The organism is Methanothermobacter sp. (assembly GCF_030055425.1).
Taxonomy (GTDB): Archaea; Methanobacteriota; Methanobacteria; order Methanobacteriales; family Methanothermobacteraceae; genus Methanothermobacter.
This window is the reverse complement of the sequence record NZ_JASFYE010000002.1, coordinates 96,471-112,671: the sequence shown is the minus strand read 5'-3', so window position 1 is coordinate 112,671 and position 16,201 is coordinate 96,471. Positions and strand designations below refer to the sequence as shown.

The following is a 16,201-nucleotide window of genomic DNA, read 5'->3' as shown; positions in this document are numbered from 1 at the left end:
GGAGAGGATGGTTCCATGAGACATGTTCCAGGACTTGGTCCCCACGTGAGGGAGAGGATAGAGGAGTTCATAAAGACCATGGTGGCTGATAGCAGGACAGAGGGCGTTGTAATGGGTCTCAGTGGGGGTGTGGACTCTTCAACGGTGGCCCACCTTGCAGCGGACGCCCTTGGCCCGGATAGGGTCCTTGGCATAATCATGCCATCTGCCACAACACCCCCCGAGGACCTCAAACATGCAGAGCTGGTTGCAGAGGAAACCGGGATAGAATATGAGACCGTGGACATTGAACCCATTCTGGAGTCCTTCAGTGGTATATGCGGTCACCAGCCCAGCAGACTCGCTCTGGCGAACCTCAAGCCAAGGGCAAGGATGATGGTCCTCTACTACCATGCAAACTCCATGAACCGGCTTGTGGCAGGTACCGGTAACCGTACGGAGCTCCTTGTGGGTTACTTCACCAAATACGGTGATGGGGGAGTCGACATACTTCCAATTGGGGGCCTCTACAAGAAACAGGTTCGGATGCTTGCAGAGGAGCTTGGTGTTCCATCCGAGATAATATCCAAGGCCCCATCAGCCGGCCTCTGGCCAGGTCAGACCGATGAGGAGGAACTGGGGATAAGTTACGATGTCCTGGATGAGATCCTCTTTCTGCTGGTTGATAAAAAAATGGGGGTTTCTGATGTCGCATCTGAACTTGGAGTGCCTGCTGAAGAGGTTAAGAGGATAGAGGGGATGGTCCGTGCAGCAGGGCACAAACTCAGACCCCCTGAAATACCTGATCTTGAGGTGATCTGATGTTCACTCTGATATACATAACAACCTCAGGCCAGGAGGAATCAGCAAGGATCGGGCGTAGACTTGTTGAGGATAGACTCGCAGCATGTGTGAACATCATACCCTCCATAAAATCATTCTACCACTGGGAGGGCTCCCTTGAGGAGGATGAGGAGTCGGTCCTTATTGTTAAAACAACCAGTGAACTAACCCAGCAAATAATTAAAAGAGTTAGGGAACTACATAGTTATGATAATCCATGCATAATTTCAATTCCCATAACAGGGGGATCCCGTGATTACCTTGAATGGTTAAATGATGAAGTCAAAAAGCCATGATGGCGGTGATTCAGTGGATATTGAGAGTAAATGGCGCGATAGGTGGAGAGATGCAGGAATATTTCATGCTGACCCCGATGACAGAGAGAAGATCTTCCTGACAGTTGCCTATCCCTACCCCAGCGGTGCCATGCACATAGGACACGGCAGGACCTACACTGTCCCGGATGTCTATGCACGTTTCAAGAGGATGCAGGGATACAACGTCCTCTTTCCAATGGCCTGGCATGTCACAGGGGCCCCGGTAATAGGTATAGCCAGGAGGATACAGAGAAAGGACCCCTGGACCCTCAAGATCTACAGGGAGGTCCACAAGGTACCCGAAGATGAACTTGAACGCTTCAGTGACCCTGAATACATAGTTGAATACTTCAGCAGGGAGTACCGTTCTGTGATGGAGGATATGGGCTACTCCATAGACTGGAGGCGTGAATTCAAGACCACGGACCCCACCTACAGCAGTTTCATACAGTGGCAGATAGGGAAGCTCCGTGAGATGGGCCTTGTAAGGAAGGGTGCCCATCCAGTGAAGTACTGCCCTGACTGTGAAAACCCTGTGGGTGACCATGACCTCCTTGAGGGGGAGGGTGTGGCCATAAACCAGCTCACACTCCTCAAGTTCAGAATGGATGATTCATACCTTGTTGCGGCCACCTTCAGGCCTGAAACAATCTACGGTGCAACCAACCTCTGGTTGAACCCGGAGGAGGAGTACGTGAGGGTGCGGACAGGCGGTGAAGAGTGGATAGTAAGCCGCGCCTCCCTTGATAACCTCTCCCATCAGAAGCTTGACCTTGAGGTTGAGGGCGAGGTGGACCCTGAGGAACTCATTGGAAGGGAAGTTGAAAACCCTGTAACCAGAGAAAGGCACCCCATACTTCCAGCCTCATTCGTTGACCCTGAATATGCCACCGGAGTGGTATTCTCTGTGCCTGCACATGCCCCTGCAGACTTCATAGCCCTTGAGGACCTCAGGAAGAACTCTGAACTGCTTGAAAGGTATGGCCTCGGTGATGTGATTAAGGGCCTCGAACCCATCAATGTTATCACAGTTGAGGGTTACGGAATGTTCCCTGCCGCGGAGGCAATCCAGAAATTCGGGGTTGAGAGTCAGGAGGATGAACGCCTTGAGGACGCCACCGGGGAACTCTACAAGGTTGAACATGCCAAGGGTGTGATGAGCAGCCACATCCCTGTATATGCTGGAATGAAGGTTTCAGAGGCCCGTGAAGTCATAGCAGATGAACTGAAATCTGAGGGGCTGGCCGATGAGATGTACGAGTTTGCAGAGCGCCCTGTGATATGCCGTTGCGGTGGAAGGTGCGTTGTGAGGCTCATGGAGGACCAGTGGTTTATGAAGTACTCCGATGAGGACTGGAAGGAAATGGCCCACCGGTGCCTCTCCAAGATGAAGATAATACCAGAGGAGGTTAGGGCCAACTTCCAGTACTACATTGACTGGCTGAATGACTGGGCATGCTCCAGGAGGATTGGTCTCGGTACAAGGCTCCCCTGGGATGAGAGGTGGATAATAGAGCCCCTCACCGATTCAACCATCTACATGGCCTACTACACCATCGCCCATAAACTGAGGGAGATGGACCCTGAGAAACTGAATGATGAGTTCTTTGACAGTGTCTTCCTTGATGAATCTGAAGTGGGGGATGAACTCAGGGAGGAATTCAGCTACTGGTACCCCCTTGACTGGAGGTTATCTGCCAAGGACCTCATAGGCAACCACCTCACATTCCATATATTCCATCATTCCGCCATATTCCCTGAATCCCGCTGGCCCCGTGGTGTTGTTGTATTTGGAATGGGCCTCCTTGAGGGTAACAAGATGTCCTCATCCAAGGGTAACGTGATACTGCTGCGGGATGCAATAGAGAGGCACGGGGCGGATGTTGTGCGCCTGTTCCTCATGTCATCTGCAGAGCCCTGGCAGGACTTCGACTGGAGGGAGAAGGAGGTTATAGGGACCAGGAGGCGCATCGAGTGGTTCAGGGACTTTGGTGAAAGGGTCTCTGAGATCTGGGACGGCGAACTGGTCCTATCTGAGCTTCCTGAATTTGAGCCTGAAAGTTTCGCCGGTAAGTGGATGATCTGCCAGCTTAACCACAGGATAAAAGAGGCTACTGAGGCCCTTGAGTCATTCCAGACCCGTAAGGCAGTGCAGGAGGCACTATATCTCCTCAAAAAGGATGTGGACCACTACATGGCCCGTGTTGATGGACGTGCGGACATGGAGGTTAAAATGGTGCTCGCATATGTTCTGAGCGCCTGGATAAGGCTCATGGCACCATTCACTCCCTACACAGCCGAGGAGATGTGGGAGAGATACGGTGGTGAGGGTTTCGTAGCAGAGGCCCCATGGCCAGGGTTCAGGGAGGACGCAATAAGCAGGGAGGTCCAGGTTGCAGAGGAGATGGTCCAGAACACCGTCAGGGATATCCAGGAGATCATGAAGATACTGGACACCCGGCCTGAGAGGGTGCACCTCTACATATCACCGCCCTGGAAGTGGGATGTCCTGAGAATAGCATCTGAGGTTGGAAAACCGGATATGGGTGCCATAATGGGGAGGGTTTCAGCCTCAGGAGTCCACAGCAACATGAAGGAGGTCTCGGAATTCGTGAGGAGGATCCTCCGGGATGCAGGTAAATCTGAGGTTGTTGCTGTGGACGAGTACAGTGTACTGGTTGATGCCGGTGACTACATAAAATCAGAGGTGGGGGCCGATGTGGTGATCCACCGCGATGCGGACTACGACCCTGAAAACAAGGCCAAAAATGCTGTTCCCCTTAAACCCGCAATATACCTTGAGACATGAGGTTAAGGGGGACATTCATTTTTTTATTTATTCATTGCCTGACCCTTTTATTTAAAAAAATAATATGCTGGCTTGGGGATTAAATAAAGCTTATTTTCAGATGATGGTTTTCACTGGATGTTATCTGAAGATTCAACCCTGTTTTCAAGTGTTCCCACACCCTCAACTGTGGCCCTGACGGTGTCACCCGGTTTCATCTCTCCAACTCCTGGTGGTGTGCCGGTTGCAATGATATCGCCGGGCTCCAGTGTCATGACCTCTGATATGAACTCAACCAGTTCCTGGACGGTGAATATCATGTTGGATGTGCTGGATGACTGCCTGAGTACCCCATTGAGTTCAAGGGATATGTCAAGGTTGCTGGGTCTGATATCAGTTTCTATGAATGGCCCTATGGGGCAGAAGGTGTCAAAGCTCTTTGCACGGGTCCACTGGCCGTCGCGCCTCTGGAGGTCCCTTGCAGTTACATCATTGAGGACCGTGTAGCCTGCTATGAATTCATCCGCCTCCTCTGAATTAACGTGCCTTGCCCTTTCTGATATAACCGCTGCAAGTTCAACCTCATGGTCAACCTCTGAGGACATTGCAGGGTATACTATTGCATCACCATGACCTATGACCGCGGTTGGTGGCTTGAGGAATATGACGGGTTCATCGGGGATGTCCATTCCAAGTTCAGCTGCATGGTCCCTGTAGTTGAGACCCACACAGATAATCTTTGAGGGTGAAACCGGTGGGAGGATCCTCAAGTCCCCCATATCATGTTCCGAGATAACCTCAGGGTCTTCAAGGAGGTATTGATCACTTTCAACCTGAAATACCTTTTCTCCGTCTGTAAAGCCGCAGAGAACCCTTCCGCCATCTGAAAACCGGAGGAACTTCATTGATACACCTCAGGGGATTATCCTCTCAATTGGCACAACCAGTATGTCCCTTGCCCCCACGGCCTTGAGCCTGTTCACCAGGTTGAAGACATCCTTCTCATCCACAACCGCGTGGACAGCCACAACCCCATTATCTGAGAGCACCTCAGAGACCGTGGGTCCTGTCATGCCTGGCATGAGTGCCCTCACACGATCAAGGTTTTTTCTGTCTATGTTCAGCATTACGAGTCTGCGGCCCTCTGCATCTATAACTCCCCGTATACCCGTTCTGAGCTCCTCTATCAGCTGTCCCTTGCTTCTGTAACTTTCAGGGTTTGCTATGAGTTTCACTGAACTCTCAAGGAGTGTGTCAATGACCTTGAGGTGGTTCATCCTGAGTGTGGTGCCTGTGCTGCTGAGGTCGGTTATGAGGTCCGCCACCCCGATGAAGGGCGCTATCTCTGTGGAGCCTGTGAGTTCAACTATCTCGGCCCCTATGTTCCTTTTTCTGATGTAGTCCTCTGTTATCCTGGGAAACTCTGTTGCTATGACCGCACCGTCGGGTATGTCCCCTGGTTTATCAATGGGGGAGTCCTCAGGGGCTGCCAGGACAAGGCTGGCCCTCCCATAGTTGAGGTCCTCAAGGATTTCAACCTCACTCCCCCTCTCCACTATGAGGTCGTACCCTGTGATACCAAGGTCAGCCGCCCCATCTGCAACGAATTCGGGTATATCGGCTGCCCTGCTGAACATGACATCGATCTGGGGGTGCTGTGTCTTTGAAAATAGCTTCCTGTTAATTGTATCCTTCAGCCCCACACCTGCATTTTCAAGTAGCCTTATTGCAGGTTCGCTTATCCTTCCCTTTGAGGGAACCGCTATTCTTATCTTCATTCAATCCCTCGGTGACTCAAATATTTACTGTGAATGCCGTACATATGTATCTCATCTGCAGAATCACATCACTTATATCTCTTTTTAAGGAACCTATATAATAGCTTTAGATTCATCCCAGATTATAAGTTAAAACTTATAAGTTATAAGGTGATCCGATGGAGAATGAGAGCATACTGATACATGGCGCCCAGGTCCTTGACGCAGCAGGCCCCCGCAGGGGATCGGTTCTGATTGAGGGTAACACCATAGAGGAGGTTTCAGACACCCTGAGTCCAGGTGACGCTGACACCGTCATTGATGGCCACGGGAAACTCATCATCCCGGGTCTTGTGAATACACACACCCACCTCTCAATGACACTGTTCAGGGGGATGGCAGATGACCTCCCCCTTGACAGGTGGCTGAATGACCATATCTGGCCAGCCGAGGCCCACCTCAACGGGGAGTACTGCCATGCAGGGGCCCTCCTTGGATGTGTGGAGATGATAAGGTCAGGTACAACCACCTTCAATGACATGTACTTCTACATGGATGAAGTGGCCCGTGCAGTGGATGAGGCGGGGCTGAGATGCGTTCTGAGTCACGGGATGATAGACCTGGGGGATGATGATAAGAGGAGGGCTGAGATCAGGGAGAGCCTCCGGATAATCCGTGAATGCCACGGGATGGCAGATGGACGCATAAGGGTTGCCCTTGGACCCCACAGCCCCTACACCTGCTCAGAGGAACTCCTCCGAGAAACCGCTCGACTGGCGGCTGAACACGGTGTTGGTATCCACATCCACGTATCTGAAACAGAAAATGAGGTCAGGGAGGTCTCAGAGGCCCATGGAATGTCCCCTGTTGAGTACCTGGATTCTACAGGCGTCCTTGGACCGGGGACCGTGGCCGCCCACTGTGTCTGGCTGAGCGAAAATGAAATGGAGATCCTCTCAGAGAGGGGGGTGAAGGTCTCACACAACCCCTCAAGCAATATGAAACTGGCATCAGGCCCCTCACCTGTACCTGAACTCATGGAGAGGGGTGTTAACGTCTCCATCGGGACAGACGGGGCCGCCTCAAACAATAACCTGGATATGTTTGAGGAGATGAAGACCGCCTCACTGCTCCAGAAGGTCAGCCTCCATGACCCCACGGCACTCCCCGCCATGGATGTATTCCGGATGGCAACAGTGAATGGTGCCAAGGCCCTGGGAGTCAATTCTGGCCTCATAGAGGAGGGCATGCTGGCGGATCTTGTGGTCCTGAACACCCGCAGACCACACCTCACACCCTGGAGGAACCCGGCCTCACACCTCGTCTACTCTGCCAGTGGCGCGGATGTTGATACTGTGATATGTGACGGGAGGATTCTGCTACTGGAGGGTGAACTGAAGGTGCTGGACGAGGAACACGTCATGGAACTTGCAGAGGGTGCTGCAGAGGAGCTTGCATCAAAACAGTAGGTTCGGAAGATGATCGCACTATTCGACATAGACAAAACCCTCATACACCGCTCAGAGGTCCATGAGGAGGCATTCAGCCATGCTTTCAGGGAAGTCTACGGTGTTGACGCCACCGTTGACCTCATAGATTACCATGGAAAAACAGACCCTGCAATAGCCAGGGAGGTCCTCAGCCTCCTGGGCCTCAAATCAGAGGATATAGATGATGGTATGGATGACTTCCTCCATGAACTCGTAGTTTATGTGGGAAAAAACATCCAGTACGATGATATCAGACTCATAGATGGTGTTATGGAGTTTCTTGAGGCTCTAAGATCCTGCAGTGCCTGCATGGGGATTGTCACAGGTAACCTGAAGGAAATAGCCTTCATGAAGCTTGAGAGGGCTGGAATTGCAGGTTACTTCTCATTCGGGGGCTTTGGGAGTGACAGCCCCATAAGGGAGGAGCTCACAGAAATCGCGGTTAAAAGGGGACTTGAGATGGGGGCCTCGGGAAGAATCGTCCTCTTCGGTGACACACCCTACGATATGATGGCCGGGGCCCATGTGGGTGCCCTTAAGATTGGAATAGCAGCCGGGAGGTACGGGGAGGCAGATCTCACACGGGCCGGGGCTGATCATGTCTTCAGAGACTACCGCAGCCCTGAGATAATGGATATGGTGACCTCTGAGCAGTTTTAACTTACTGCTCATCTCTCTATGAACTGAGGATCTCCCTTCCTGTTTAGTAATATGCTCCTTTTCCATTCTGGGCGTGTTTCAGGGAAATCCTCCCGGTAGTGGGACCCCCTGCTCTCCTCCCGTATAAGGGCTGAGCGGGTCACCAGTGAGGCTGTTATGAGCATGTTCTCAAGTTCAAGGGCCTCCAGGAGGTTGCTGTTAAACCCTCCTGTCTCAGGGACATCAAGGTCCCCCAGTTTATCCATCAGCGTGGAAATCCTGGACATTGCAGATTCAAGTGACCTCCGGCTCCTCACAATTGCAACATCACTCCACATCGCCTCATGGAGTTCATCCCTTATCTCAGCCGGCCTTATGGATCCATCGCGGACCAGGCCCTTAATCCGCTGTTCTTCCTCCTCAATGAGTGGCCTGACCTGTCTCATGGATGAATCCATGGCGTTTTTTGCAGCCGATATGCCTGCCCTCCTCCCGAATACCTGGGTATCGGCCAGGGCATTTCCTCCGAGCCTGTTGGCCCCGTGGACACCGCCTGCCACCTCTCCCGCTGCGAAGAAGTTCCTGAGGTTGGTTCTGCCCCACTCATCTATCCTGACACCCCCCATGAAGTGGTGTGCTGTGGGTGCAACCTCCATTGGCTCGGACCTTATATCCACGCCCACATCCAGGAACTGGAGTAGCATGGTCTCAAGTTTCTCCTCTATAACCTCATCAGGGAGGTGGCTCACATCGAGGTAGACGCCGCCGTTCTCGGTCCCCCTGCCCTCCATTATCTCGGTGTATATGGCCCTTGCAACCACGTCCCTTGTTGCAAGTTCCCCTCGGGGGTCATAGCGGCCCATGAACCGTTCACCCTCACTGTTGAGGAGTATACCGCCCTCACCCCTCACGGCCTCCGTCACAAGGACCCCCCTCCGTGACTCAGGGTAGACCATGCCGGTGGGGTGGAACTGGACCTGTTCCATGTCTATGAGGTCAGCCCCCGCCTTCCAGGCAATTGCAAAGCCATCACCGCCCTTCTGCATGGTGTTGGAGGTCACAGGGTATATGTGGCCTGCCCCCCCTGATGCCAGTATGGTGGAGGAGGCCCTGAAGGCCACAGGCTCCGAATTCCTGATGGATACACCCATGGCGCCAAGGACGCTGCCATCCTCAACAAGGAGTGAGGTTATCATCACCTCATCGATGGTCTCTATGTCCCTCCTTATAACCTCCTCCTTGAGGGCCATGATCATCTCATGGCCTGTCCTGTCCCCATGGTAGCATGTCCTCCTGTAGGTCTGGCCTCCGAAGGGCCTCTGATCCAGGAGGCCTGACTCCTGGCGGTCAAAGAGTGCACCATATTCTTCAAGGTCCCTCAGCCTGTCAGGGGCCTCGTCCACCAGTATACGGACAAGTCTGGGGTCGTTGATGAATCCCCCGCCCCTCATTGTATCCTCAAAGTGGACATCGGGACTGTCCTCTGGATCAACGCATGCGAATGCGGCGTTGTATCCGCCCTCAGCCATTCCTGTGCATCCTGATTTGAATGATAAACCTTTTGAAACTATGATTGGTGTCAGTTTGTGTTCAGAAACCTCAATTGCTGCCCTGCAGCCGGCTCCGCCTGAGCCTATTATGAGAACATCACATTCGTAAAGCTCGCTTTCCATGGAGATTATTTTCAACATTCATTATTATAAGGTTTGGCAGTCAATATGTTAAGGTGATGAATATGGGAAGTGAAAGATCACCCTTCCTGTTGAAGGTGACGGTGGGAAAACTGAAGGCACCTTCAACTGGCTAATTTAACGGAAGCATCTCATGATGGGTGATAACCCGGCTCATCGCACTTGATGATCCCTATTACGTATACCATAAAGATCACGGGGGTTCCATTTGAAGAAGAAGGATATAGTTAAACTATCAAGGAGGGACTTTGAGAGGGCATGGCTTGAGAGCGGGAAGCTCCTTAAAAAGCCCCACCATGACATGCAGTATCCACGCCTGAGGTTTGGTGTGGGAAAATCCCACATCCTCTATGACACCATCTGGATGATAAGGGAGGCCTACCTCAGGCTGGGTTTCAGTGAGATGGTGAACCCGGTATTCATAGACGAGGAGCACATATACCGCCAGTTCGGCCCCGAGGCCCCGGCGGTCCTGGACCGCTGCTTCTACCTGGGGGGGCTTCCAAGGCCAGACATAGGCCTGGGCCTTGATAAGATCCGGATGATAGAGGATATGGGAGTTGAGGTGACAGAGGACAGAATCCAGAGCCTCAAGGAGGTCTTCAGGTCCTACAAGAAGGGTGACATCTCAGGGGACGACCTCGTCCTTGAGGTATCCGGGGCCCTTGAGGTTGAAAGCCATGACGCCCTCAGGATCATCGAGAGGGTGTTCCCTGAGATAAGGGACCTCAAGCCCGTGGCAGGTAGGACAACCCTTAGGTCCCATATGACCTCCGGATGGTTCATATCCCTGCAGAACATACATGACAGGTACCCCCTCCCCCTGAAACTCTTCTCAATTGACCGGTGCTTCAGGAGGGAGCAGAGGGAGGATTCAAGTCACCTCATGACCTATCACTCAGCCTCATGTGTCTTTGTGGACGATGAGGTCCCCCTCGACGTTGGGAAGGCAGTGGCCGAGGGCCTGCTTGAGCACTTCGGCTTCTCAAGGTTCAAGTTTCTGCCTGATGAGAAGAAATCCAAGTACTACATTCCCGGGACCCAGACAGAGGTCTACGCCTACCACCCTGGCCTCCGGGACTGGGTTGAAATTGCAACCTTCGGGTTATACTCCCCCATAGCACTCTCAATGTACGGTATAGACGAGGAGGTCATGAACCTCGGGGTGGGTGTTGAACGTGTGGCCATGATACTCAACCAGGTGGATGACGTCCGGGAGATGGTCTACCCCCAGATCCATGGCCCCTGGAGTCTCACCGACAGGGACATCGCCGGCATGCTCAGGATAAACCTCCACCCTGTAACCTCAGATGGCAGGATGCTGATGGAGAGGATAATTGAAACCTGGAGGGCCCATGCAGACGCAGAGTCACCCTGCAGCTTTGAGGTTTACAGTGGTGAATTCCTTGGGAGGAGGATCAGGGTGGAGGCAGTTGAGGATGAGGAGAACACACGGCTCCTTGGACCGGCGGTCTGGAACACCATCTACATCCACGATGGCAACATACTGGGTGTTCCACCCGGGACTGAACTGGACAACGAACTCATAGCCAGCGCCCGGCGGGATGGCCTCAACACAGGGATAACCTACATGGATGCACTTGCAGCCGAGGCAGCCTACAGGGTGGAGGAGATGGCTGTGAGCGGCGCCGATGAGGTTGAGGTGAGGAGCACGATAGCAAGGTCCCTCTCTGACCTGAACCTCATCCTGGATGATGTGGCCATGAGGTACATAACAGGCAGAAACCGTGAGATAGACCTGAGGGGCCCCCTCTTCTCAACGGTAAGGGGCAGGCTGGAGTGATCATGATGATCATAACCGGAAGGGTCAGGTCAGGTTTCGGTGAGGGCGCATACTTCATGACGCGGGACGTCTACCTTGAACAGTTCAGGGAGAAACTGGGTTTCGAACCATTCCCCGGCACCCTCAACATAGAAACCGGTACCCCTGAAATCGTCAGGAAACTGCGCCTTAAGGCTGATAAAATACATGGTGGTGGCGGTTTCGGGGATGTGCTCTATGTTAGGGCCGTGCTGAACGATGAGGTTGATGGAGCCATTCTGTTCCCTGTTAAAACCCATCACAGGGATGTGTGCCTTGAATTTGTTGCCCCTGTAAACCTCAGAAAAACCCTTAAATTAAGAGATGGAGATACTGTTAGCCTAAAGATAATGGATGATGAATCATCAGATTAATTGAGTGATACAACAGAGTCGTGATCATATGATTCAGGAAGCCCTTAAAGCACTCAGAAAGGGAGAAATGGTCCTTGTATTCGACGCGGACAACCGTGAACGGGAAACAGATATGATTGTTGCTGCTGAAAAAACAACCCCCGATCATATCAGGGTCATGAGGAACGATGCAGGTGGCCTCATATGTGTACCTGTATCATGGGAGAACTCAGAAAGTCTCGGCATACCCTACATGACCGATATAATGAATGAGGCCTCAGGCCGCTACCCGGTACTCAGCAGGCTATCACCCCACGATATACCCTACGATGAAAAGTCGGCGTTCTCCATAACAGTGAACCACCGGAGGACATTCACGGGAATAACCGACAATGACAGGGCTTTAACCATAAAGGAGCTTGCAGAGCTCTGTAAAAACAAAAAACACCATGAGTTCGGGGATCTTTTCAGGTCACCAGGCCATGTCACCCTCCTGAGGGCCGCTGATGGCCATGTGACCAGGAGGAGGGGCCACACCGAGATGAGCATAGCACTCATGGAGATGGCCGGGCTTGAGGGAGTTGCGGTCTGCTGTGAGATGATGGATGACAGGACCGGTAATGCGCTTTCAACAGATGACGCCATGAAATATGCAGAGGAACACGACCTCATATTCATGAGCGGAGCAGACCTCATTGAATCATACATGGAATTCAGATCTTAGAGGTGTTTCTTATGGATAGGCTGAAAATAGGAATCAGTGGACTTGATGACACAATAGGCGGCTTCCCCATGGGCAGATCCGTCCTCATAACCGGGGAACCCGGATGCGGGAAGACAATCTTTGGATTGCGTTTTGCAATAAGCAGCTGCATGGAGGGATACAACACGGTCTATATCACAGCCGAGGAGGACGCCAATGACCTCCACATCCAGGCAAACTCCTTTGGCTGGAACACCCAGGAACTTGAGGAGAGGGGACTCCTCAACTTCATTGAACTGACCGGTATAAGGGCCAGGATAACAGAGGCCGAGCTCAGCATGGACATGGACCCAATGAAGGGCAACTTCACCAAGATAATACACGACATCCCCCCTGAGGCTGAGGTGGTCGTTATAGACAGTCTTGGGGGCTACACAGCCAAGTTAACAGCATATGAGTTCAGGAACCAGTTTGACCTCCTGGTATATGAGCTCAAGCAGAGGGGGATAACCTCTGTCATCATACTTGACAGCGCAACCTCCAAAGAATTCAATGAACTTGCCCTCTTCTCGGTCTATGGTGCCATAAAGCTCGGCAGGAGGGAGAACCCCTACACGGGTCGAAGGGAGCGTATAATGGACATAGTTAAGATGAGAAGCACAAAGACACCCCTCCAGTTCCTCACCTATGAGATAGGGGGAGAGGAGGGTATAACAATAACAGAGGGGGAGGAGATCCCTGAGGAGGATCTTGAAATTTAACCCCCACTATTTCGTCTTACTTAAAAAAATAACCTAATTTTTCCTGAATCTTCTCATTATCTCCTCAAGGTCAGTGTATCCCCTGAATTCTGGTTCCGCTGCCTCAGATATTAGAAGATCCACGTCAAGGTTCTCCTCAACAGCCTCCATTGCCCTCATGCAGAAGTCCTCAAGTTTTATCTCAACCTCAGGGGTGCCGCCCCTCATGCTCATCCTAACCCTGGGCAGAGCAAGGTACCTCCCCCCTGAGGCCCTCTCGAATATATCCATGTCATAGACCCTGTTGAGGATGGCATGGGGGACCTCAACCCCAAGTTTCTCAAGGACACCTATATGGGCGTCCAGGTCAACGGCCGCGGACTCCACCCCGCCCCTGCTGCAGCCGGCCACCATTATAACCGGGATTCCGGCTGCAAGAGCGATTTCAGCCCCTGAGTAGGGTACGGTTTCATTGAGGAGCCCTGTTAATATGCTCATAACACCCTCGATCAGTATTATATCATACCTTCCCCTCACCGATTCCAGGGCATCCTCAAGGTCCATCCACCCCAGGTGCCCTATCCTTATGGAGGAGTGTTCCTCCATGGGCTCCTTTATGAGGTAGAGGGCCGGTACTATGTCCCTCACATCAGGGCCCACCTTCATGACCCCCACCCTGAGACCCCGCCTCCTGAGGGCCCCTGCAAGGCCGGTGACTATGAAGGTCTTCCCTGCATCCGAGCCTGTGGATGCTATCATGATGGCCTGAGGGGTCTTCCTGGTCTCCCTTACTCTTTCTTCAACGTTTATACCTGTTTCCACGCCTATCTCTGACCTGAGGGTTTTTCTGAGTTCCCTGTTCTTCTCCATTATCCTCTCCCTTGCATCCTCACCGGCACCCAGAAACTCCAGTATGTTCTCCACAAGGGCGGGGTTCTCATCCAGTGCCCCGTGGACCATGGTACCTGCGACGTTTCCATCATCACTGCAGACCCCGGAGGTTACCTCAAGCCTCCTGTCCCTGTAATCGGCCCTCCTTATTATGGAGCGCATTATCTCAGGCGCATCCCCCCTTATCTCACCGTAGGTGTGGCAGTGAAAACCGGTTACCCTCTCACCGGTTAAACCTGAGGTGAGAAACGATTCACCGGTGATAAGGGCCTCAACACGGTCGTTGCTTATCATCGGGTGAAATGATACATTCAGGAGCCCCAGACCCTCCCTGTATATGGGGCACGGCGATTTTCTCCCTATATCCGTCCTCTCTGCCAGTGCCTGGAACCCTGAGCAGATGCCCAGGACAAATTTCCCCTCAGCAGCCATCCTCCTTATCTCTGATGCAAGGTCCTCTGATAGACTTCCAGACTCAACTATGCTCCCACCGGGTATTATGATGCCATCAAGGACCCTGTGGGCCCTCTCACCATTCACGAGGCCATTCTCCTTAACCAGGTCGGTGGGTAGAAATCCAAAATCCTCAAAGGCCGGTACAGAGCCCCTCAGGTATGCGAGTCCAATCCTCATGTAAACTCACTCTAAAGGGAGGCTATACCCCTCATTGCAGAGAGTATCATTCCATCGTCGCCTGGCTTTGCCTGGAGCTGCAGACCCACAGGGACCCCATCAGCGTCACCTGCAGGCATGCTTGCAGCTGGTATACCTGCAAGGTTGGCTATGACTGTTAGAACATCATAGGCATACATCTCCATTGGTTCAAGTTCCTCTCCAAGCCTGTGGGGGAGTTTAGGGACTGTGGGGCCCAGTATTATGTCCACGTCCTTCAGGAGACCCTCTATCTCCCTCCTTATGAGTGACCTTGCCTGGAGGGCCCTCCTGTAGTATTTACCAGATAGTTCCTTCTGGCTGATGTAGGAGCCCATGTGTATCCTCCTGAGCACCTCAGGTCCGCATACATCCTCTATCCTGTGGCCATACTTCCTGCCATCGTACTTCCTTGTGGCTGAGAAGAATTCAACATAGTTTATGAGGTAATAGGTTGGGAGGCAGAGGTCAATATACCTGAAATCAAGTTCCACTATCTCAGCCCCCTCATCCCCTATCAGGTCAAGTTTCCCCTGGATGGCAGCATCTATCGATTCATCGGTGACCTCAAGGAACTCTTTCACGACCCCGAAGCGCATATCCTTCAGTTCACGATCCACGCCGAGTTCATGGTCCTCTGAAATGGTTGTTGGGTCGGTGGGGTCATGGCCTGATATCACCTCAAGGGTCAGCTGAAGGCCAGATACGTCAGCTGCAAGGGGTCCTATCTGGTCGAAGCTCATGGCAAGGTCAAGGAGCCCCTGCCTTGAAACCAGCCCATAGGTTGGCTTGAACCCCATGACCCCACAGTGGGAGGCCGGGTTCCTTATGGATCCCCCGGTATCCGATCCCAGTGCAATGTCGCACATCCCGGCTGCAACGGCAGCGGCGCTTCCCCCACTGGAACCACCGGGTATCCTTCCAGGTGCAGAGGGGTTGTCTGTGGGGCCAAAGAATGATGTCTCTGTTGAACTCCCTGCTGCGAATTCGTCCATATTGGTCATGCCGACTATTATCCCGTCCTCTTCCTTTATGCGCCTTATGACGGTTGCATCGTAGCTTCCAGTGTAGTTCTCAAGGGTCCTGGACGCTGCGGATACCGTGAATCCCTCCACGTTGATGTTGCTCTTAACACCTATAACCAGGCCCGCGAGTCTACCTGTCCTCTCGCCGGAGGCTATCCTTGAGTCTATCTCCTCAGCCCTCTGGAAGGCCTCCTCCTCCCTGACCTCTATAAATGCGTTTATGTCATCATTTTTTGCCCTTATTGTCCTGATGAACCTTTCAAGGTTCTCTGATGCGGTCATGCCATGATCCTTAATCATTTCAACCTTATCCATGATTTCCATTTCCAAACACCCGTATCCTATCATTGAGTAAACCGGTTATCCTGAAGACCTGCATGTGAGGGTCCCTGGCTTTCCATGATGGTTATCCTGAGGTATCTGCAGGTGCCTGGTCACCCTCCTATCTGGGTTTAATTTCATTTTCAACATTAATAAATGTGAAGATGACCAAGATCTAGGATATGGAATGG

Annotated in this window: 14 protein-coding genes; 9 read left to right on the top strand and 5 right to left on the bottom strand. The window is 52.4% G+C overall.

The genetic code is table 11. The annotated features are described in order from the left end of the window. Nucleotides 1–15 precede the first annotated feature (15 nt). The 3 genes from QFX39_RS02945 to leuS are packed head-to-tail and all read left to right on the top strand — an operon-like array spanning nt 16 to nt 3,948. The gene (locus tag QFX39_RS02945) at nt 16–801 is read left to right on the top strand and encodes an NAD+ synthase (RefSeq protein ID WP_300477362.1); all 786 of its coding nucleotides are present in this window, start codon (nt 16–18) and stop codon (nt 799–801) included. Then, entirely contained in the window at nt 801–1,118 is a 318-nt protein-coding gene (gene cutA, locus QFX39_RS02940; protein WP_300477360.1) for a divalent-cation tolerance protein CutA, read from the top strand. The genes QFX39_RS02945 and cutA overlap by 1 nt, the downstream gene beginning before the upstream one ends. Beyond that, the gene (gene leuS, locus QFX39_RS02935; protein WP_300477358.1) at nt 1,099–3,948 is read left to right on the top strand and encodes a leucine--tRNA ligase; all 2,850 of its coding nucleotides are present in this window, start codon (nt 1,099–1,101) and stop codon (nt 3,946–3,948) included. Before cutA ends, leuS begins: the two co-directional genes overlap by 20 nt. A 110-nt stretch (nt 3,949–4,058) precedes the next feature. Here the strand turns inward: leuS and QFX39_RS02930 are convergent, their stop codons facing one another. Together QFX39_RS02930 and hisG are read right to left on the bottom strand one after the other, a co-directional pair. Then, a complete protein-coding gene (locus QFX39_RS02930; protein ID WP_300477357.1) occupies nt 4,059–4,832 on the bottom strand; it encodes a fumarylacetoacetate hydrolase family protein in 774 nt (257 codons plus the stop codon). Between the two features lie 9 nt (nt 4,833–4,841). Continuing rightward, on the bottom strand, nt 4,842–5,705 hold the full coding sequence (gene hisG, locus QFX39_RS02925; RefSeq protein WP_300477356.1) for an ATP phosphoribosyltransferase: 864 nt from the start codon (nt 5,703–5,705) through the stop codon (nt 4,842–4,844). A gap of 158 nt (nt 5,706–5,863) precedes the next feature. Here hisG and QFX39_RS02920 point away from each other — a divergent pair, with 158 nt between their 5' ends. Both QFX39_RS02920 and QFX39_RS02915 read left to right on the top strand, forming a co-directional pair. Then, on the top strand, nt 5,864–7,153 hold the full coding sequence (locus tag QFX39_RS02920) for an amidohydrolase family protein (protein ID WP_300477354.1): 1,290 nt from the start codon (nt 5,864–5,866) through the stop codon (nt 7,151–7,153). Nucleotides 7,154–7,162: 9 nt separating this feature from the next. Continuing rightward, a complete protein-coding gene (locus tag QFX39_RS02915) occupies nt 7,163–7,834 on the top strand; it encodes an HAD family hydrolase (RefSeq protein ID WP_300477352.1) in 672 nt (223 codons plus the stop codon). A gap of 8 nt (nt 7,835–7,842) precedes the next feature. Here the strand turns inward: QFX39_RS02915 and tfrA are convergent, their stop codons facing one another. Next, entirely contained in the window at nt 7,843–9,486 is a 1,644-nt protein-coding gene (tfrA, locus tag QFX39_RS02910; protein ID WP_300477351.1) for a fumarate reductase (CoM/CoB) subunit TfrA, read from the bottom strand. A 226-nt stretch (nt 9,487–9,712) separates the two neighbouring features. On the opposite strand from tfrA, the gene sepS reads away from it, so the two are divergent. The 4 genes from sepS to QFX39_RS02890 are packed head-to-tail and all read left to right on the top strand — an operon-like array spanning nt 9,713 to nt 13,143. Then, entirely contained in the window at nt 9,713–11,308 is a 1,596-nt protein-coding gene (gene sepS, locus QFX39_RS02905; RefSeq protein ID WP_300477350.1) for an O-phosphoserine--tRNA ligase, read from the top strand. Nucleotides 11,309–11,310: 2 nt separating this feature from the next. Further along, nucleotides 11,311–11,700, top strand: coding sequence for a CTP-dependent riboflavin kinase (locus tag QFX39_RS02900; RefSeq protein ID WP_300477348.1), 390 nt, complete (start codon nt 11,311–11,313; stop codon nt 11,698–11,700). A gap of 28 nt (nt 11,701–11,728) precedes the next feature. After that, the gene (gene ribB, locus QFX39_RS02895; RefSeq protein ID WP_300477347.1) at nt 11,729–12,403 is read left to right on the top strand and encodes a 3,4-dihydroxy-2-butanone-4-phosphate synthase; all 675 of its coding nucleotides are present in this window, start codon (nt 11,729–11,731) and stop codon (nt 12,401–12,403) included. 11 nt (nt 12,404–12,414) lie between these two features. Next, complete coding sequence (locus QFX39_RS02890) at nt 12,415–13,143, top strand: ATPase domain-containing protein (RefSeq protein WP_013294922.1); 729 nt, start codon at nt 12,415–12,417, stop codon at nt 13,141–13,143. Between the two features lie 33 nt (nt 13,144–13,176). Here QFX39_RS02890 and QFX39_RS02885 read toward each other — a convergent pair whose 3' ends face one another. Together QFX39_RS02885 and gatA are read right to left on the bottom strand one after the other, a co-directional pair. Beyond that, nucleotides 13,177–14,646 (bottom strand): AAA family ATPase, encoded by a 1,470-nt coding sequence (locus QFX39_RS02885; RefSeq protein ID WP_300477345.1) that lies wholly within the window; start codon nt 14,644–14,646, stop codon nt 13,177–13,179. An 11-nt stretch (nt 14,647–14,657) separates the two neighbouring features. Beyond that, nucleotides 14,658–16,013 carry an Asp-tRNA(Asn)/Glu-tRNA(Gln) amidotransferase subunit GatA gene (gene gatA / locus QFX39_RS02880; protein WP_300477343.1) on the bottom strand — a complete coding sequence of 452 codons (1,356 nt, stop codon included), beginning with the start codon at nt 16,011–16,013 and terminating at the stop codon, nt 14,658–14,660. Nucleotides 16,014–16,201: the final 188 nt, after the last annotated feature.

Bases quoted from the DNA above. Each gene is read 5' to 3' on its own strand.
- QFX39_RS02945 (WP_300477362.1), top strand. From the start codon at position 16: ATGAGACATGTTCCAGGACTTGGTCCCCACGTGAGGGAGAGGATAGAG.
- cutA (WP_300477360.1), top strand. From the start codon at position 801: ATGTTCACTCTGATATACATAACAACCTCAGGCCAGGAGGAATCAGCA.
- leuS (WP_300477358.1), top strand. From the start codon at position 1,099: ATGAAGTCAAAAAGCCATGATGGCGGTGATTCAGTGGATATTGAGAGT.
- QFX39_RS02930 (WP_300477357.1), bottom strand. From the start codon at position 4,832: ATGAAGTTCCTCCGGTTTTCAGATGGCGGAAGGGTTCTCTGCGGCTTT.
- hisG (WP_300477356.1), bottom strand. From the start codon at position 5,705: ATGAAGATAAGAATAGCGGTTCCCTCAAAGGGAAGGATAAGCGAACCT.
- QFX39_RS02920 (WP_300477354.1), top strand. From the start codon at position 5,864: ATGGAGAATGAGAGCATACTGATACATGGCGCCCAGGTCCTTGACGCA.
- QFX39_RS02915 (WP_300477352.1), top strand. From the start codon at position 7,163: ATGATCGCACTATTCGACATAGACAAAACCCTCATACACCGCTCAGAG.
- tfrA (WP_300477351.1), bottom strand. From the start codon at position 9,486: ATGGAAAGCGAGCTTTACGAATGTGATGTTCTCATAATAGGCTCAGGC.
- QFX39_RS02900 (WP_300477348.1), top strand. From the start codon at position 11,311: ATGATGATCATAACCGGAAGGGTCAGGTCAGGTTTCGGTGAGGGCGCA.
- ribB (WP_300477347.1), top strand. From the start codon at position 11,729: ATGATTCAGGAAGCCCTTAAAGCACTCAGAAAGGGAGAAATGGTCCTT.
- QFX39_RS02890 (WP_013294922.1), top strand. From the start codon at position 12,415: ATGGATAGGCTGAAAATAGGAATCAGTGGACTTGATGACACAATAGGC.
- QFX39_RS02885 (WP_300477345.1), bottom strand. From the start codon at position 14,646: ATGAGGATTGGACTCGCATACCTGAGGGGCTCTGTACCGGCCTTTGAG.
- gatA (WP_300477343.1), bottom strand. From the start codon at position 16,013: ATGGAAATCATGGATAAGGTTGAAATGATTAAGGATCATGGCATGACC.